Consider the following 15845-nt stretch of genomic DNA (forward strand, 5'->3'; position numbering starts at 1 on the left):
CGGCGCCTCTCGCGCCGCCTTTTTACTATTTTTTATATGTTGTGAAGCAACAGCCTGGTAGGTACGGCAATGTTAAAATTCATCCTGCGTCGCTTGCTTGAAGCGATTCCGACGCTGTTCGTCCTGATTACCATCTCCTTCTTTATGATGCGACTGGCACCCGGCAGCCCCTTTACCGGCGAGCGCACCCTGGCACCGGAAGTGATGGCCAACATTGAGGCGAAATATCACCTCAACGATCCTATCGGTAAGCAGTATGTCGATTACCTGGTCCAGCTGGCCCACGGCGATTTCGGCCCATCCTTTAAATACAAAGATTATTCGGTTAACTATCTGGTCGCGCACGCGTTCCCGGTTTCGGCAAAACTGGGTCTGGCCGCGTTCCTGCTGGCGATCGTGCTCGGCGTCACGGCTGGGGTCATCGCCGCGCTGAAACAGAACACACTGTGGGACTTCGCGGTAATGGGGGTGGCAATGACCGGCGTGGTGATACCCAGCTTTGTGGTCGCGCCGCTGCTGGTCCTGCTGTTCGCGATCAGCCTGAAATGGCTGCCGGGCGGGGGCTGGAATGGCGGGCAGTGGAACTACATGCTGCTGCCGATGGTGGCACTCTCACTGGCCTACATTGCCAGCATTGCCCGTATCACCCGTGGATCGATGATTGAAGTGATGCACTCCAACTTTATCCGCACGGCTCGCGCCAAAGGCTTACCGCTGCGCCGCATTGTGCTGCGTCATGCGCTGAAACCGGCTCTGCTGCCGGTCATCTCCTATATGGGACCCGCCTTTGTCGGCATCATCACCGGTTCGATGGTGATCGAATCGATCTACGGTCTGCCGGGCATCGGTCAGCTGTTTGTAAATGGTGCACTGAACCGCGACTACTCGCTGGTGATGAGCCTGACGATTCTGGTCGGTCTGCTGACCATCCTGTTTAACGCGATTGTTGACGTGCTCTATGCCGTTATCGATCCCAAAATTCGTTACTGATTGCGGAGTTCGCCATGATGTTAAGTAAGAAAAACAGCGAAGCTCTTGATGCGTTCAGTGAGAAGCTGGAAGTAGAAGGGCGCAGTCTCTGGCAGGACGCGCGTCGTCGTTTTATCCATAACCGGGCAGCCCTGATCAGCCTGCTGGTGCTGCTGGTCATTACGCTGTTTGTGATTATCGCGCCGATGGTGGCGCAGTTCACCTACGACGATACCGACTGGGCGATGATGTCTTCACCGCCGGATACCACCTCCGGTCACTGGTTCGGCACCGACTCGTCGGGGCGTGACCTGCTGGTGCGTGTGGCCATTGGCGGCCGGATCTCCCTGATGGTCGGCGTCGCCTCCGCCCTGATCGCCGTGGTGGTCGGTACCCTGTATGGCTCTATTGCCGGTTACCTGGGCGGCAAAACCGACTCGGCGATGATGCGTGTTCTGGAAATCCTCAACTCCTTCCCGTTCATGTTCTTCGTGATCCTGCTGGTGACCTTCTTTGGTCGTAACATCCTGCTGATCTTTGCCGCCATCGGCATGGTTTCGTGGCTGGATATGGCGCGTATTGTGCGCGGCCAGACGCTGAGCCTGAAGCGCAAAGAGTTTATCGAAGCCGCTCATGTAGGTGGGGTATCGACCTGGAAAATTGTGATACGCCATATCGTGCCCAACGTGCTGGGGGTGGTGGTGGTTTACGCCTCACTGCTGGTGCCCAGTATGATCCTGTTTGAATCCTTCCTGAGCTTCCTGGGTCTGGGCACGCAGGAACCTCTGAGCAGCTGGGGCGCACTGCTGAGCGACGGAGCCAACTCTATGGAAGTGTCGCCGTGGCTGTTGCTGTTCCCGGCGGGCTTCCTGGTGGTCACGCTGTTCTGTTTCAACTTTATCGGCGATGGCCTGCGTGATGCCCTCGACCCGAAAGATCGTTAAGGAGTTTCCCGATGACTATTCATGAATTTCAGCCAGCGATGGCGGCCCGCGCGGGAAGCGAACAGCTACTTACGGTCAAAGATTTACGCGTCACCTTTGGCACGCACGATGGTGATGTCACCGCGGTGAACAATCTGAACTTCTCGCTGCGCGCAGGGGAGACGCTGGGCATTGTCGGTGAGTCCGGTTCCGGCAAGTCACAGACCGCCTTTGCCCTGATGGGGCTGCTGGCGAAAAACGGGCGCATTGGCGGTTCTGCGCTGTTCAACGGCAAAGAGATCCTGAATCTGCCGGAAAGCCAGCTTAACCGGCTGCGCGCTGAGCAGATCGCGATGATCTTTCAGGACCCGATGACCTCGCTCAATCCCTATATGCGGGTCGGCGAGCAGCTGATGGAAGTGCTGAAACTGCACAAGGGGATGAGCAGCGCACAGGCTTTCGAAGAGTCGGTGAGAATGCTGGATGCGGTGAAGATGCCGGAAGCGCGCAAGCGAATGAAAATGTATCCGCATGAGTTCTCCGGTGGGATGCGCCAGCGCGTGATGATCGCCATGGCGCTGCTCTGCCGTCCAAAGCTGCTGATTGCCGATGAACCGACCACGGCGCTGGATGTGACGGTGCAGGCGCAGATCATGACGCTGCTCAATGACCTGAAGCGCGAGTTCAACACCGCCATCATCATGATCACCCACGATCTCGGCGTGGTGGCGGGGATCTGCGACAAAGTGCTGGTGATGTACGCCGGACGCACCATGGAGTATGGCCGCGCCCGCGATGTTTTTTATCAGCCCGCCCATCCTTATTCGATCGGCCTGCTCAATGCCGTACCACGCCTGGATGCCGAGGGCGAGAGCCTCACGACCATTCCGGGGAATCCACCCAATCTGCTGCGTCTGCCGCAGGGCTGTCCGTTCCAGCCGCGCTGCCCGCACGCGATGGATATCTGCACCCAGTCGCCGCCGCTGGAGCCGTTTGGCGATGGCCGTCTGCGTGCCTGCTTTAAGCCGGTGGAGGAGTTAGTATGAGCACCGTAGCTGAAAAGAAAGTGTTACTGGAAATCGCCGACCTGAAGGTGCATTTCGACATTAAAGATGGCAAACAGTGGTTCTGGCAGCCTTCCAAGACCCTGAAAGCCGTGGACGGGGTCAGCCTGCGTCTCTATGAAGGGGAGACCCTGGGCGTGGTGGGCGAGTCCGGCTGCGGCAAATCGACGCTGGCACGCGCCATTATCGGGCTGGTCAAAGCCACAGAAGGGCGTGTCGCCTGGTTAGGCCGCGATCTGCTCGGTCAGAGCGAAGAGGAGTGGCGCAAGGCGCGCAGCGACATTCAGATGATCTTCCAGGACCCGCTGGCCTCTCTGAATCCGCGTATGACTATCGGCGATATCATTGCCGAGCCGTTGCGCACCTATCATCCGAAGATGGCGCGTCAGGAAGTGAAAGACCGCGTCAAAAATATGATGATGAAGGTGGGCCTGCTGCCGAACCTGATTAACCGCTATCCGCATGAGTTTTCGGGTGGCCAGTGCCAGCGTATCGGCATCGCCCGTGCGCTGATTCTGGAGCCAAAGCTCATTATCTGTGATGAGCCGGTGTCGGCACTCGACGTGTCCATTCAGGCGCAGGTAGTGAATCTGCTGCAGCAGCTGCAGCGTGAAATGGGACTGTCGCTGATCTTCATCGCGCACGATCTGGCCGTGGTGAAACATATCTCTGATCGCGTGCTGGTAATGTATCTGGGACATGCGGTGGAGCTGGGCACCTACAGCGAGGTCTATGGCAATCCGCAGCACCCTTATACCCGGGCGCTGATGTCTGCCGTGCCGATTCCCGATCCCGATCTGGAGAAGAACAAGCAGATTCAGCTACTGGAAGGGGAGCTGCCGTCGCCGATCAATCCGCCGTCAGGCTGTGTGTTCCGCACCCGCTGTCCGATTGCCGGACCGGAGTGTGCGAAAACCCGTCCGCTGCTGGAAGGCAGCTTCCACCATGCGGTCTCCTGTCTCAAGGTCGACCCGCTCTGAAGCAAAACGCCGGGCAATTGCCCGGCGTTTTCTGTTGTGGGATGCTGCGCCACGACGTCATTCACGTCACCGCGCATCTACGGTCTATTCACGCCACAGGATATGACACAGCTTGTGATCTTTTTCACGGCACAGCAGCACGCGCGCAAAGACGTCGGTGATCGGCTCACCGTCCGCTTCACCCAGCCCAATCACCACCTCGGCGAAAAAGTCAGGGTTCAGATCGAAATCAACATGATCTTTCCAGTCTTCAGACGGGTCGAACAGCTCTGCGCCACCGCGCTCCTCAAACTGCAGATTGAAGAGAATGATGTCTGCCGGATCGAGATTGTCACCTGCCAGTTCGAGAAAAATATCGTAGGCCTGTTCCAGCGTTTCATCTTCGGTAAGGCGATTATTTAAATCCATAGTCTGTCCTGTCTGCCTGCGGCCATTTACACAATCTGGCTCGTTTTACAGTAAAGGGCTGAAGAAGTAAAACAGTCGTTCAACAATGCGCTGCCACCAGGCACGTTTTGCCCAGCGCTTACCCTCCAGCAGGCGCGACCGCGCGATATAGTCATCCTGTACGCAGGCCAGGTCACTGCCGAAGCCCGCATCATCCACTACCAGCGTCACCTCGAAATTAAGCCATAAACTGCGCATATCGAGATTCACGGTGCCGACCAGGCTCAGCTGTCCGTCCACCAGCACGCTCTTGGTATGCAGCAGGCCATCTTCAAACTGGTAAATCTTCACGCCCGCCTCCAGCAATTCACTGAAGAAGGCGCGGCTGGCCCAGCCGACCAGCAGCGAGTCATTGTGACGCGGCAGGATCAGGCTGACGCTGACGCCACGCTGCGCCGCCGTGCAGATCGCATGCAGCAGGTCGTCGCTGGGCACAAAGTAGGGAGTTGTCATGATCAGTTGCTCACGCGCCGAATAGACGGCGGTCAGCAGGGCCTGATGGATCATATCTTCCGGAAAACCGGGACCGGAGGCGATCACCTGCACGGTGTGGCCGCTCTCCTGTTCAAACGGCATGATGTTGCGATCGGGCGGGGGCGGCAGAATGCGCTTACCGGTCTCTATTTCCCAGTCGCAGCTGAAAACAATCCCCATCGCGGTCGCGACCGGGCCTTCCATACGCGCCATCAGATCTATCCACTGACCCACACCGGCACTCTGTTTAAAGAAGCGCGGGTCGACCAGATTCATACTGCCGGTGTAGGCGATGTAATTATCAATCAGCACGATTTTACGATGCTGGCGCAGATCCATCCGCCGCAGGAAGACGCGCAGCAGGCTCACCTGTAACGCTTCCACTACGTCAATGCCGGCGTTGCGCATCATGCCCGCCCAGGGGCTGCGGAAAAAGTTTACGCTGCCCGCTGAGTCCAGCAGCAGACGGCAGTGGACGCCACGGCGCGACGCCGCCATCAGCGATTCGGCAACTTCATCTGCCAGACCACCGGGGTGCCAGATGTAAAACACCATCTCGATATTATGGCGGGCCAGCTGGATGTCACGAATCAGTGCCTGCATCACATCATCGGCGCTGGTTAACAGTTGCAGCTGATTTCCCTTTACCCCGGCAATGCCCTGCCGATGGTAGCAAAGCTCAAATAACGAGCGCGCGACGTCGCTGTGTTCCGTCGCGAAAATCTCGCGGCACTGCTTCAGATCATTCAGCCAGCGGGCCGTTGATGGCCACATGGTGCGGGCGCGCTCCGCGCGACGTTTACCCAGGTGCAGTTCGCCAAAGGAGAGATAAGCGATAATGCCGACCAGCGGCAGAATATAGATAACCAGCAGCCAGGCCATCGCCGACGTGACAGCCCGGCGCTTTATCAGGATGCGCAGTGTGACACCGGCAATCAGCAGCCAGTAACCAAACAGCAGCAACCAGCTGATCAGCGTATAAAAAGTGGTCATAAAGTGGACATCCCGTTCGCGCTTCCGTCTGGCAAGTTTACGTGCAGATGACGGCTAACGAAACCTTTATCCCTGACAAGAATAATGAGAGAACAGATTGGGTATTGTCGCAGAGATCTCTATAATGCGGCGGCGTAGACGATGGCAGAGAGGAAGTGATGAAACGAAGCAGAAATGAAGTGGCACGCTGGAGAATGTTACGGCAGGTTCACCGTCGCCGTTCACGCTGGCTGGAAGGGCAATCACGCCGCTATAAGCGCATCCATTGTATCCGCCACCAGCTGGCGCAGCAGCAGCGCCGATCGATTCTGTTCATCACGCAGATGGTTTAATCCCGTACCTCTTCAGCCCGCCCTGTAAGCCGATACCCTTTGAGGCAGCAGGGGGGCTGCGCATTGTCCGGGGCACCCTCAGGCTTCAAAAAAGCCCTGCTCGGCCAGTAACCGGCGCGCCTGAGCCTGCTCCTGAGGCGACGCTCCCCGATCGTTGACCTCGAGCATCAGACAGGGCATTGCGCTGCCCAGCGCCGCTGGCCGGCGATAACCCTCCCGATCGTACCATTCGTAACTCCACCGGCCTGATTTGCGCTGATAGTAGATCGTCAGCCAGGCAGAGCAGTTCGCCGGATAACCACTTAATACTTCTATTTTAGGATCGGCCAGCGCGGCAAGCCGGGATAAAAGCGTGTCAGCCAGAGTGAGAACCGGAACAGGATAGGTTTTATTCATAGTGAGCTCGCGACAGTGCGGTGCATCCATTCAGAGGTGTAAATCACGAATAGTAAATGTAGACAGAGGTAACAGATAAATCCTCTCACCGGTCAAAAAAAGCCGTAAGTTAAAAGGATCAGGCGAAAAAGGGGCGGGTCTGAGGGGCTGACAGGGGATGTGTACAAAGAGAAAAGAAACTTGTACAACTTTACATTGTTTTAAGTCTATGTATTAAATGAATTTAATGAAAAATGTCACGCTTTGGGTGATTTTTCGCGCTAAATACCTGTACAGGAGGGGCGTTTTTGTATAACTTTACCGCATCGCTTAGTAACTTTAACGACGCCTTTAAGGGACAATCATGCAGACTAACGTACATATTCCCGCTTCAGTTTCAGACATTACCGCCTATCTGCACAGTGCTGCACAGCCTTCACAGCAGGCGATCCTGGGGTCGGTTGTCACGGAAATTATTCGTTCCGGCCGCAGCCTGAACCGCAAAGCGATCTGCTCAAAACTGATTAGCCGCCTGCAGCATGTTACCAGCCCGGAAGAAGAGCAGCACTATCACGCGCTGATTGGTCTGATTCTGGATCGCGGCTGATATAAAGATAACAGAGTATGAAGAACAGGACACTCAATCAGCTGTCCTGTTCTTTAATGCCTTTTACCCCAGCGGCTTTATGGTCAGCCGGGATGAAACGGCTTCGTCATCATCAGCGTGACATTTACCAGCTGCAACGCGGCTGCCAGCACAATCAGCATCACGATCGTCTGTTTCTTCCTGCGCCAGCCCTGCGTCCGCCAGAGATAAATAGCCCTGCCAAGCAGTAAAGCGATGACCAGCAGCAGCGCCAGAATAACAATCTGCATATTCCCTCTCTTTGCGAAAAAAATGGCTTCTGCGCCAGGCACAGAAGCCATTTTTAATACTCAGATGCAATCAGAAGACGCGTTTGAACGGCTTAACCGCGACCTGACTATAGACGCCCGCCGCAATGTAGGGGTCATCCTGCGCCCAGGATTGCGCCGCTTCCAGCGACGGGAACTCCGCAATGACGGTGGAACCGGTAAAGCCCGCCACGCCGGGATCGTTACTGTCCACGGCGGGCATCGGGCCAGCGATAATCAGGCGTCCCTCTTCGTGAAGCAGTTTGAGCCGTGCCAGATGGGCAGGGCGCACGGCGTTACGCTTTTCCAGTGAATCTGCAGTATCTTCTGCATAAATGACGTAAAGCACTCAGGAACTCCCATTAACCAGAATTTTGCACACGTTAAGGGATTGCCCTTCAGAGTGCAAACGAAAACTCGGGCGGCTGGGAGGCGCAGCATAAAGGGCTAAATGCGCTTTTCTGATGGCCTGAAGGCGGGAGTTATTGAAACTGATTGCTATTTGCATTTAAAATCGCTGCTTCATTCAATCACTGCGACTGTTATGACCACGCTGACTATGCCCTTACCCAAACGCACGCCACTCTCCATGTTGCTGTCTGTTGTTCTGCATGGGGCCGTCATTGCCGGAATTCTGTATGCGTCATTCCAGCAGGTGACGGAAGTGCCAAAGGCCTCTCAGCCCATCAGCGTCACCATGGTTGCCCCGGAAGTTCAGCCCGAGCCTGCTCCGGCTGTTGTGCAGCCGCCTGCACCAGAGCCTGAGCCGCAGCCAGAACCTCAGCCAGAACCGGAACCTCAGCCGGCGCCGGAACCGCCGAAAGCGGAACCGGTGCCGATACCAAAACCTGAGCCGAAGCCCAAACCAAAACCCAAACCTAAAACCGAGCACAAGCGGGAGAAACCTGTACGCGACGTGAAGCCGCGTCAGGAGAGTAAACCGCAGGATAATCCGTTCCGGCAGGAGGCGCCGGCCACCCAGACCCGCCCAGCCACTGCACCAAAAGCGACTCCGTCACCGACAGCATCGGTATCAACCGGCCCGAAAGCGCTGAGCGTCAGTAAGCCAGGCTATCCTCAGCGCGCGTATGCGCTGCGGGTTGAAGGGCGCGTGCGGGTGAAGTTTGACGTGGACAGTGACGGTCGGGTAGAGAACATTCAGATCCTCTCTGCGGAACCGCGCAATATGTTTGAGCGCGACGTAAAGCAGGCGATGAAAAAGTGGCGTTACCAGAGCGGTCGCCCGGGTCAGGGACTCACAATGAATGTCGTCTTTAAGCTTAAAGGCGGGGCCAGCATAGAGTAAGAGGCCGGGTCAGGCGGAGATGCCTGACCCGTTTTTTATTCGCCGGGCTGCTGATTGGCGCGGCCGGCTGGCAGCGGACGGGAATTGCCCGCACTGTCCACGGCCACATAGATAAAGACCGCTTCGGTGGCACAATAAGTCTGTCCAATCGGCTCAGACGACACTTTCTTGATCCACACCTCGACGTTAATGGTCATCGAACTGTTGCCGGTCCGGATACAGCGCGCATGACAGCTCACGACATCCCCTACCGCCACCGGCTTCAGAAATGACATGCCGTCGACGCGTACCGTCACCACGCGGCCTTCCGCGATCTCTTTAGCCAGAATCGCGCCGCCCATATCCATCTGTGACATCAGCCAGCCACCAAAGATATCGCCGTTAGCGTTGGTGTCTGCCGGCATGGCGAGCGTACGCAGCACCATTTCACCTTGCGGTAATTTATGTTTTTCGCCCATTGCTTCCCGTTCTTATGCAGATGAATGCTGAAAAAAAGCCCGGCGAACCGGGCGGATGATTATTTTTGTTCCTGCTGCGGCATCTGTCGCCAGATATAGAGCCCGCTAAGCAGCGTAAACAGTAAGGTCAGACCGGTGAGACCAAACACTTTAAAGTTAACCCAATACGCCTGGGATAACCAAAAGGCGACGTAGATGTTCACCAGGCCGCAAATCAGAAAGAAGAGTGCCCAAGCGACGTTCAGACGACGCCAGACCGCGTCCGGCAGCTGCAGCTCTTTACCCAGCATGCTCTGGATCAGCGGCTGTTTCATAAACCACTGGCTGTAGAGCAGGGCGAGCGCGAACAGGCTGTAGATGACCGTCACTTTCCACTTAATAAACTCATCGTTGTGGAACACCAGCGTCAGGGTGCCAAAGACCGCGACCAGCACAAAGGTGAAAATGGTCATCTTTTCCAGTCTGCGATAGAGCACCCAGCTGACGACCAGCGCCAGACCGGTCGCGACAATCAGTGCGCCCGAGGCGACAAAGATGTCATAGAGCTTATAGAAGATGAAAAAGACTACCAGGGGGAGAAAGTCGAGTAACTGCTTCATAGTGATTCCCGTCAGGGTTGCATGCCAGTGCGCCCGCAGGCGCACCGTCCGTCAACGTAACAGCATATAGAGCCGATAGAGATAGATGATCAACAGGGCTGAAACCAGATTGCCGGCCGCGGTAAAAATGACCGACGAAACATTCAGCGGCAGCACGGTCAGCGAAGCGAAAAAGAGCATCACGACCACTTTCGCCAGCAGCCAGAGCAGGATGGCGGGGGCGATCAGCTTCACGTTCTTCCAGGCCATGCGCATGCTGGCGCGCATGGCGGCAAACACGCCCATCTTCTCACTGGCAAGCATCACCGGCGCCAGTGACAGCAGGATCGTCAGCAGAATACCGGGGACCACCAGCACCATAAAGCCAAGCTGGGCCACCAGCGTCATCAGAAAGGTCAGCAGCAGCAGTCTGGGCAGCAGCGGCGCAGAAGTCCCGATAGCCCGCAAAGCGCTGACCCGCTGACCGGAAGAGACCATCGGAATCAGGCAGAGCATGCCGCCCAGCAGCAGCGTGTTACCCAACAGCGCAGCGAAGGTGCTGGCAGCCGAAGCCCGCAGCAGAACCTGCTGCTGTTCCGGCGACATGCTCTGCACTATCTCAAACAACGATCTGGCACTGTCGTCACCCTGCTGCAGAATGGCCATCTCATCGACACCAGGCGTCAGCACATGCACCAGCATGACAGTGATAAAAGCGGTGAGCAGCGACAGCAGCAGCAGGGTAGCCAGCTGATGTCGCGCAAAATTTCCAGTGTCACGGTATAACGAGCTTGCCGTGATAGACATGTACACTCCTTGGAGGAACCGGGTTAATTAACCCGGCGATTGTACATGTTCTGGCAGCTCACGGGCACCCGCTGTGGCATAACTTTCTGTCACGACAGGTAAAGATGGCGAAAAAAGCGGGGGAAGGCCATAGCGGGCGCGGGCCCGATCGCAGGCTTCGTTGTGAATGCCGCCTTCTCCTGACAGCGAGAACTCCCGACAGGGGGTGGGACGCTGCTCATAGATTCCGCATGAAACGCATCCGCCGATCTCTCCCTGCAGGGCGACACAGCGCGGGGTGCGATCGTTGGTGCCCCGCATGTTACGCATGAGCAGGCTGAGCGGCTCGGTCAGGTCGGTCGGCACCAGACCGCCCGCATCGTCGGCTTCCGCCCAGTAAAATGAGACGCGAAAATGGGCGCAGCAGGCGCCACAGCTGATACAAGGATTTAATGTGTCACTCATTTGATCACCCGCCCCTCCCGAGGCATCGAACCAAAATCAACCAGGAAGAGAAGCAAAATAGGGCCGCCGGAATTTTTCAGCAAGGGGAATTTGCGGGTGCCGAAGCGTGCCGAAATTGATCTAAATCAATCCATTGTTTTTTAAGCAATTTATCTGAAGCGTTCAGAGTGCAATTTCCTGTAAATCGCGTTAAATAACTGCCAGCAAAAAAATGATAACCCTCCGCGACATCAACATTAAGCAAAGGAGTGATAATGAAACTGGCAAAATGCGCGATGCTGCTGGCGCTGGCTTTACCCCAGCTGGCGATGGCCCACGAAGCAGGCGACTTCTTTATGCGTGCCGGCAGTGCAACCGTACGCCCCACCGAAGGCTCCGATAATGTGTTAGGCATGGGGGAGTTCAGCGCCTCCAACGACACGCAGCTCGGCCTGACCTTTACCTATATGGCGACGGACAATATCGGGGTGGAACTTCTCGCCGCTACGCCGTTCCGTCACAAAGTGGGTCTTGGCCCGACCGGCACGCTGGCTACCGTGCGCCAGTTACCGCCGACGCTGATGGCGCAGTACTACTTCTTCGACAGCAAAAGCAAAGCCCGTCCCTACGTGGGCGTGGGCGTCAACTACACCACCTTCTATGATGCCGATTTCAACCAGACCGGTCGCGATGCAGGCCTGACCGATCTCAGCGTCAAGGATTCGTGGGGCGTGGCGGGTCAGGTCGGCCTGGATTATCAGATCAACCGCGACTGGATGCTGAATGCGTCGGTGTGGTACATGGATATCGACACGGAAGTGAAGTTTAAAGCGGGAGGCGAGCAGCAGAACATCAATATGCGCATCGATCCGTGGGTCTTCTTCTTCGGGGCAGGTTACCGCTTCTGATGAGAAAAAGGCCGCTGATTCAGCGGCCTTTTTTGTGTCTGTGTAACGTTATTTAATCTGCATGTTGTTCACGACAGATTTCACGCCCGGTACGCTGCGCGTCACCTGAACAGCACGATTAGCCATTTGTGGCGATGACACAAAACCGCTCAGCTGAACTTTACCCTTAAAGGTTTCTACGTTGATTTCAGTCGATTTCAGCGAGTCATCCTTCAGCAGTTCACCTTTCACTTTCGTGGTTACAACGGTGTCATCGATGTAGCCACCGGTTCCCTCTTTGGTTGCGGTTGGCGCACAGGCGCTCAGTGTCAGCGCAACCACACCCGCCAGTACAGCACCTGTCAGCAGTTTAACGAATTTCATTGCTTTCTCTCCCTGTCACAAAATGGATGCGACGTTACCGTAACGGCGCTTTGTCATTGTGGTGCAGATTCTGAAAAAAGGGCAAATGGCGGAATGAAAAAAAAGGAAACAAATCATGCCTTATCGCGTGATAAGGCATGCTGACAGGATTAACGACTGGCGGCTTTCAGGCGACTGACAAAGTTCTTCAGTTCGCTCAGCATCACGTCCGGTTCGGCATGATGCTTCTCAATGATCCTGACAATGGCGGAACCGGAGATGGCTCCGGCGGCACCGGCGGCAATCGCTTCCTTCACCTGCTCAGGTTCTGAGATACCAAAGCCCTGCAGTGGCGGAGCGGCATGATATTCGCGCAGCTTGTCGATCAGGTGCTGTAGCGGCAGGCTGGCACGGTTTTCAGCCCCGGTCACCCCGGCACGCGACAGCAGGTAGGTGTAGCCCCGGCCGTGCGACGCGATCTCACGCAGCAGCGCATCGCTGGCATTGGGTGGACAGATAAAGATAGGGGCCACGCCGTGACGCATCGCCGCCTGGCGGAACGGCGCCGACTCTTCAACCGGCACATCGGCGACCAGAACCGAATCGACACCGGCTTCGGCACAGCGTGCATAGAACGCATCCACGCCGTTGGTGAAGACCAGGTTGGCATACATCAGCAGGCCAATCGGCAGGTCAGGATATTTACGGCGGATTGTCGCCAGCATTTCAAAGCACTGGCTGGTGGTGGTGCCTGCGGCAAACGCACGTAAGGTCGCATTCTGAATGGTCGGGCCATCCGCCAGCGGGTCGGAGAAAGGAATGCCCAGCTCCAGCGCGTCCGCACCGCCCTCAACCAGCGCGTCAATCACGCGCAGGGAGAGCTCAGGTGAAGGGTCGCCCAGCGTGACGAACGGGACGAAAGCGCCTTCGTTGCTGGCTGACAGGCGCGAAAACAGTTGATTATAACGTTCCATCAGATTTCTCCCTGCGCGGTCAGAATGTCGTGAACGGTGAAAATATCTTTATCGCCGCGGCCGGAAAGGTTAACCACAAGCAGCTGCTCTTTCTCCGGCTCCTCCTGAATCATCTTCAGGGCGTGCGCCAGGGCGTGAGAGGATTCCAGCGCCGGAATAATCCCTTCCGCCCGGCAGAGCTGTTTGAAGGCAGCCAGCGCTTCGTTATCGGTAACCGAGACGTAATCCGCCCGACCCGTGCTGTTCAGGTGCGCATGCTGTGGCCCGACCGACGGGAAGTCGAGACCGGCAGAGATGGAGTAGGACTCTTCGATCTGGCCATCTTCCGTCTGCATCATCGGCGCTTTCATGCCGAAGTAGATACCGACGCGACCATGCTTCAGCGGTGCGCCATGCTCGCCGGTTTCGATGCCGTGACCCGCAGGCTCAACGCCGATCAGCTTCACGCTGGTTTCATCGATAAAGTCAGCAAACATGCCGATAGCGTTGGAGCCCCCGCCCACGCAGGCGAGAATAGCGTCGGGCAGGCGACCCTCTCTTTCCAGAATCTGTTTTTTCGTCTCTTCGCCGATCATGCGCTGGAACTCACGCACGATGGTCGGGAAGGGGTGCGGGCCCGCGGCGGTGCCAAGCATGTAGTGCGCCGTTTCATAGCTGCCAGACCAGTCGCGAAGCGCCTCGTTACAGGCATCTTTCAGCGTGGCAGAGCCGCTGTGAACCGGGATCACCTCCGCGCCCATCAGTCGCATACGGAAGACGTTAGGCGACTGACGCTCCACATCTTTCGCGCCCATGTAGATACGGCATTTCATGCCCAGCAGCGCACAGGCCAGCGCCGAGGCCACACCATGCTGACCGGCGCCGGTCTCGGCGATGATTTCGTTTTTCCCCATGCGCTTAGCCAGCAGTGCCTGACCCAGCACCTGGTTAGTTTTGTGCGCACCGCCGTGCAGCAGATCTTCTCGCTTAAGGTAGAGGCGCGTTTTTGTGCCTTTGGTCAGGTTTTTGCACAGCGTCAGCGCGGTCGGACGACCCGCATAGTTCTTCAGCAGTTCGGTAAACTCTTCCTGGAAGGCAGGATCTTTCTGCGCGTCGACAAACGCCTCTTCGAGCTGGCGCAGGGCAGGCATAAGGATCTGCGGAACATACATTCCGCCAAATTCGCCAAAGTAGGGATTCAGTAACGTCATCTTTTCTCTTCCTTTCTCAGGCCCGCCATCGGGCAGGCCAGGCAAATCAGTACGCGCGCAGTGTCTGGAACACGGCGGCAATTTTACGGGCATCTTTGATCCCGGGCGCGCTTTCCACGCCAGAGTTGAAGTCAAGTCCGGCACAGCCCAGCTGCGCGGCTTCAACACAGTTGTCCGCACCGAGGCCACCGGCCAGCAGCACATTGTTCAGCGTCTGACCCTGCAACAGGGACCAGTCGAAACGCTGACCGGTACCACCGTTACCATTGTCAAACACATATCGGTCAACGTGTGGCCAGTCGCGCGCCGGGAGATGGCCTTCGATGCGCAGTGCCTTCCAGATCTGCACGGTGCCAGGCAGGGCGGCGCGCAGATCAGCGACAAATGCCGGCGTTTCATCGCCATGCAGCTGAACCGCAGAGAGAGAAAGGGCGCTGACCTGTGTGACAATGTCACTCACGCTGGCGTTGCGGAACACGCCAACGTAACGCAGCGGGGCCGCGGCGATCACACTCTGCGCCGTGGCGGTATCAATCTGACGCGGCGATCCCTCTGCAAAGATCAGGCCACCAAAGAGTGCACCCGCTTCATAGGCGGCACGCGCATCTTCGGCACGGGTCAGCCCGCACACTTTGTTGCTGCCCAGGGTAACCCGACGCACCGCGGCTGTCAGATCTGTCTCTTCCATCAGGGAGGAGCCGATCAGGAAACCATTGGCGAAGTGGCTCAGCTCGCGAATGTCCGCATAGCTGTTGATACCCGATTCGCTGATCACCGTCACGCCATGCGACAGGCGAGGCGCCAGCTGGCGGGTGCGGTTAAGGTCGATAGAGAGGTCGCGCAGATCGCGGTTGTTGATGCCCACCACTTTCGCCTGCAGGGCGATAGCACGCTCCAGCTCCTCTTCATTACTGACCTCAGTCAGAATGCCCATTTTCAGGCTGTGTGCCACCGCGGCCAGCTGACGATACTGCTCATCATCAAGAACCGACAGCATCAGCAGAATCGCATCCGCCTGATAGTAACGCGCCAGATAGATCTGGTAAGGATCAATAATAAAATCTTTGCACAGCACCGGCTGCGTGATGGCTGCGCTGACAATCGGCAGGAAAGCGAAGTCACCCTGAAAATATTTTTCATCGGTCAGCACAGAGACCGCTGACGCGTAGTGGCGATAAACCCCGGCAATTGCGGCCGGATCGAAGTCCTCGCGAATCACGCCTTTCGACGGAGAGGCCTTTTTACACTCCAGGATAAACGCGGTTCTGGCCCCCTGCAGCGCGTCGTAAAAATGACGGCTGGAAGGCTCAATGCTGTTCTGAAAGGTGGAAAGAGGCTGCTGCTGCTGACGGGCTTCAACCCAGATCGCTTTGTCCTGAACAATTTTTTCTAACACGGTGCCTTTCAT

Annotated in this window: 21 protein-coding genes; 8 read left to right on the plus strand and 13 right to left on the minus strand. The window is 56.8% G+C overall.

The genetic code is table 11. The annotated features are described in order from the left end of the window. Nucleotides 1-69 precede the first annotated feature (69 nt). Genes oppB through oppF form a run of 4 tightly spaced genes read left to right on the plus strand, consistent with a single transcriptional unit; the run spans nucleotide 70 to nucleotide 3936 of the window. A complete protein-coding gene (gene oppB / locus S7A_RS09030) occupies nucleotides 70-990 on the plus strand; it encodes an oligopeptide ABC transporter permease OppB (RefSeq protein ID WP_009089910.1) in 921 nt (306 codons plus the stop codon). 14 nt (nucleotides 991-1004) lie between these two features. Beyond that, nucleotides 1005-1913, plus strand: coding sequence for an oligopeptide ABC transporter permease OppC (gene oppC, locus S7A_RS09035; RefSeq protein WP_009089911.1), 909 nt, complete (start codon nucleotides 1005-1007; stop codon nucleotides 1911-1913). Nucleotides 1914-1924: 11 nt separating this feature from the next. Further along, complete coding sequence (locus S7A_RS09040) at nucleotides 1925-2938, plus strand: ABC transporter ATP-binding protein (protein WP_009089912.1); 1014 nt, start codon at nucleotides 1925-1927, stop codon at nucleotides 2936-2938. Continuing rightward, entirely contained in the window at nucleotides 2935-3936 is a 1002-nt protein-coding gene (gene oppF / locus S7A_RS09045; protein ID WP_009089913.1) for a murein tripeptide/oligopeptide ABC transporter ATP binding protein OppF, read from the plus strand. The genes S7A_RS09040 and oppF overlap by 4 nt, the downstream gene beginning before the upstream one ends. Before the next feature lie 84 nt (nucleotides 3937-4020). Here the strand turns inward: oppF and S7A_RS09050 are convergent, their stop codons facing one another. Both S7A_RS09050 and cls read right to left on the minus strand, forming a co-directional pair. Then, a complete protein-coding gene (locus S7A_RS09050) occupies nucleotides 4021-4344 on the minus strand; it encodes an HI1450 family dsDNA-mimic protein (protein ID WP_009089915.1) in 324 nt (107 codons plus the stop codon). A gap of 45 nt (nucleotides 4345-4389) precedes the next feature. Next, nucleotides 4390-5850 carry a cardiolipin synthase gene (cls, locus tag S7A_RS09055; protein ID WP_009089916.1) on the minus strand — a complete coding sequence of 487 codons (1461 nt, stop codon included), beginning with the start codon at nucleotides 5848-5850 and terminating at the stop codon, nucleotides 4390-4392. 158 nt (nucleotides 5851-6008) lie between these two features. Here cls and S7A_RS21245 point away from each other — a divergent pair, with 158 nt between their 5' ends. Further along, nucleotides 6009-6182 carry a YciY family protein gene (locus tag S7A_RS21245; RefSeq protein ID WP_128084052.1) on the plus strand — a complete coding sequence of 58 codons (174 nt, stop codon included), beginning with the start codon at nucleotides 6009-6011 and terminating at the stop codon, nucleotides 6180-6182. A 78-nt stretch (nucleotides 6183-6260) separates the two neighbouring features. Here the strand turns inward: S7A_RS21245 and S7A_RS09060 are convergent, their stop codons facing one another. Beyond that, nucleotides 6261-6578, minus strand: a complete 318-nt coding sequence (locus S7A_RS09060) for a hypothetical protein (protein ID WP_009089920.1) — start codon at nucleotides 6576-6578, stop codon at nucleotides 6261-6263. A gap of 343 nt (nucleotides 6579-6921) precedes the next feature. Here S7A_RS09060 and ycgZ point away from each other — a divergent pair, with 343 nt between their 5' ends. Beyond that, complete coding sequence (ycgZ, locus tag S7A_RS09065) at nucleotides 6922-7164, plus strand: regulatory protein YcgZ (protein WP_009089921.1); 243 nt, start codon at nucleotides 6922-6924, stop codon at nucleotides 7162-7164. Nucleotides 7165-7247: 83 nt separating this feature from the next. Here the strand turns inward: ycgZ and S7A_RS09070 are convergent, their stop codons facing one another. Both S7A_RS09070 and S7A_RS09075 read right to left on the minus strand, forming a co-directional pair. After that, entirely contained in the window at nucleotides 7248-7433 is a 186-nt protein-coding gene (locus S7A_RS09070) for a hypothetical protein (RefSeq protein WP_009089923.1), read from the minus strand. Nucleotides 7434-7503: 70 nt separating this feature from the next. Then, nucleotides 7504-7800 carry a YciI family protein gene (locus tag S7A_RS09075; RefSeq protein WP_009089924.1) on the minus strand — a complete coding sequence of 99 codons (297 nt, stop codon included), beginning with the start codon at nucleotides 7798-7800 and terminating at the stop codon, nucleotides 7504-7506. A 195-nt stretch (nucleotides 7801-7995) separates the two neighbouring features. Here S7A_RS09075 and tonB point away from each other — a divergent pair, with 195 nt between their 5' ends. Beyond that, nucleotides 7996-8757 (plus strand): TonB system transport protein TonB, encoded by a 762-nt coding sequence (gene tonB, locus S7A_RS09080; RefSeq protein ID WP_033736531.1) that lies wholly within the window; start codon nucleotides 7996-7998, stop codon nucleotides 8755-8757. A gap of 35 nt (nucleotides 8758-8792) precedes the next feature. Here tonB and yciA read toward each other — a convergent pair whose 3' ends face one another. The 4 genes from yciA to S7A_RS09100 are packed head-to-tail and all read right to left on the minus strand — an operon-like array spanning nucleotide 8793 to nucleotide 11044. Continuing rightward, complete coding sequence (yciA, locus tag S7A_RS09085; RefSeq protein WP_009089928.1) at nucleotides 8793-9215, minus strand: acyl-CoA thioester hydrolase YciA; 423 nt, start codon at nucleotides 9213-9215, stop codon at nucleotides 8793-8795. A 59-nt stretch (nucleotides 9216-9274) separates the two neighbouring features. Beyond that, nucleotides 9275-9814, minus strand: a complete 540-nt coding sequence (locus S7A_RS09090; protein WP_009089930.1) for a septation protein A — start codon at nucleotides 9812-9814, stop codon at nucleotides 9275-9277. A gap of 51 nt (nucleotides 9815-9865) precedes the next feature. Further along, the gene (locus tag S7A_RS09095; RefSeq protein ID WP_009089932.1) at nucleotides 9866-10600 is read right to left on the minus strand and encodes a YciC family protein; all 735 of its coding nucleotides are present in this window, start codon (nucleotides 10598-10600) and stop codon (nucleotides 9866-9868) included. A gap of 27 nt (nucleotides 10601-10627) precedes the next feature. Then, complete coding sequence (locus tag S7A_RS09100; protein ID WP_009089933.1) at nucleotides 10628-11044, minus strand: YkgJ family cysteine cluster protein; 417 nt, start codon at nucleotides 11042-11044, stop codon at nucleotides 10628-10630. 254 nt (nucleotides 11045-11298) lie between these two features. On the opposite strand from S7A_RS09100, the gene ompW reads away from it, so the two are divergent. Beyond that, nucleotides 11299-11931, plus strand: a complete 633-nt coding sequence (ompW, locus tag S7A_RS09105; RefSeq protein WP_009089935.1) for an outer membrane protein OmpW — start codon at nucleotides 11299-11301, stop codon at nucleotides 11929-11931. 48 nt (nucleotides 11932-11979) lie between these two features. Here ompW and S7A_RS09110 read toward each other — a convergent pair whose 3' ends face one another. The 4 genes from S7A_RS09110 to trpCF all read right to left on the minus strand — a co-directional run bounded on the left by S7A_RS09110 (nucleotide 11980) and on the right by trpCF (nucleotide 15845). Then, complete coding sequence (locus S7A_RS09110) at nucleotides 11980-12294, minus strand: BON domain-containing protein (RefSeq protein ID WP_009089937.1); 315 nt, start codon at nucleotides 12292-12294, stop codon at nucleotides 11980-11982. Between the two features lie 149 nt (nucleotides 12295-12443). Further along, nucleotides 12444-13247 carry a tryptophan synthase subunit alpha gene (gene trpA, locus S7A_RS09115; protein WP_009089939.1) on the minus strand — a complete coding sequence of 268 codons (804 nt, stop codon included), beginning with the start codon at nucleotides 13245-13247 and terminating at the stop codon, nucleotides 12444-12446. Further along, nucleotides 13247-14437: a tryptophan synthase subunit beta gene (trpB, locus tag S7A_RS09120; RefSeq protein ID WP_009089941.1), complete on the minus strand. Its 1191-nt coding sequence runs from the start codon at nucleotides 14435-14437 to the stop codon at nucleotides 13247-13249. Before trpB ends, trpA begins: the two co-directional genes overlap by 1 nt. A gap of 46 nt (nucleotides 14438-14483) precedes the next feature. Beyond that, nucleotides 14484-15845 (minus strand): bifunctional indole-3-glycerol-phosphate synthase TrpC/phosphoribosylanthranilate isomerase TrpF, encoded by a 1362-nt coding sequence (gene trpCF / locus S7A_RS09125; RefSeq protein ID WP_009089943.1) that lies wholly within the window; start codon nucleotides 15843-15845, stop codon nucleotides 14484-14486.

Origin of the sequence: Pantoea sp. Sc1 (genome assembly GCF_000255315.1) — a bacterium.
GTDB lineage: Bacteria > Pseudomonadota > Gammaproteobacteria > Enterobacterales > Enterobacteriaceae > Pantoea > Pantoea anthophila.

Excerpts from the sequence above, each read along its gene's own strand:
- S7A_RS21245 (WP_128084052.1), top strand. The coding sequence starts at position 6,009 with ATGAAACGAAGCAGAAATGAAGTGGCACGCTGGAGAATGTTACGGCAG.
- S7A_RS09090 (WP_009089930.1), bottom strand. The coding sequence starts at position 9,814 with ATGAAGCAGTTACTCGACTTTCTCCCCCTGGTAGTCTTTTTCATCTTC.
- S7A_RS09100 (WP_009089933.1), bottom strand. The coding sequence starts at position 11,044 with ATGAGTGACACATTAAATCCTTGTATCAGCTGTGGCGCCTGCTGCGCC.
- S7A_RS09050 (WP_009089915.1), bottom strand. The coding sequence starts at position 4,344 with ATGGATTTAAATAATCGCCTTACCGAAGATGAAACGCTGGAACAGGCC.
- S7A_RS09060 (WP_009089920.1), bottom strand. The coding sequence starts at position 6,578 with ATGAATAAAACCTATCCTGTTCCGGTTCTCACTCTGGCTGACACGCTT.
- trpA (WP_009089939.1), bottom strand. The coding sequence starts at position 13,247 with ATGGAACGTTATAATCAACTGTTTTCGCGCCTGTCAGCCAGCAACGAA.
- trpCF (WP_009089943.1), bottom strand. The coding sequence starts at position 15,845 with ATGAAAGGCACCGTGTTAGAAAAAATTGTTCAGGACAAAGCGATCTGG.
- S7A_RS09070 (WP_009089923.1), bottom strand. The coding sequence starts at position 7,433 with ATGCAGATTGTTATTCTGGCGCTGCTGCTGGTCATCGCTTTACTGCTT.
- ycgZ (WP_009089921.1), top strand. The coding sequence starts at position 6,922 with ATGCAGACTAACGTACATATTCCCGCTTCAGTTTCAGACATTACCGCC.
- S7A_RS09040 (WP_009089912.1), top strand. The coding sequence starts at position 1,925 with ATGACTATTCATGAATTTCAGCCAGCGATGGCGGCCCGCGCGGGAAGC.
- tonB (WP_033736531.1), top strand. The coding sequence starts at position 7,996 with ATGACCACGCTGACTATGCCCTTACCCAAACGCACGCCACTCTCCATG.
- oppB (WP_009089910.1), top strand. The coding sequence starts at position 70 with ATGTTAAAATTCATCCTGCGTCGCTTGCTTGAAGCGATTCCGACGCTG.
- S7A_RS09095 (WP_009089932.1), bottom strand. The coding sequence starts at position 10,600 with ATGTCTATCACGGCAAGCTCGTTATACCGTGACACTGGAAATTTTGCG.
- ompW (WP_009089935.1), top strand. The coding sequence starts at position 11,299 with ATGAAACTGGCAAAATGCGCGATGCTGCTGGCGCTGGCTTTACCCCAG.
- cls (WP_009089916.1), bottom strand. The coding sequence starts at position 5,850 with ATGACCACTTTTTATACGCTGATCAGCTGGTTGCTGCTGTTTGGTTAC.
- oppF (WP_009089913.1), top strand. The coding sequence starts at position 2,935 with ATGAGCACCGTAGCTGAAAAGAAAGTGTTACTGGAAATCGCCGACCTG.
- yciA (WP_009089928.1), bottom strand. The coding sequence starts at position 9,215 with ATGGGCGAAAAACATAAATTACCGCAAGGTGAAATGGTGCTGCGTACG.
- oppC (WP_009089911.1), top strand. The coding sequence starts at position 1,005 with ATGATGTTAAGTAAGAAAAACAGCGAAGCTCTTGATGCGTTCAGTGAG.
- S7A_RS09110 (WP_009089937.1), bottom strand. The coding sequence starts at position 12,294 with ATGAAATTCGTTAAACTGCTGACAGGTGCTGTACTGGCGGGTGTGGTT.
- trpB (WP_009089941.1), bottom strand. The coding sequence starts at position 14,437 with ATGACGTTACTGAATCCCTACTTTGGCGAATTTGGCGGAATGTATGTT.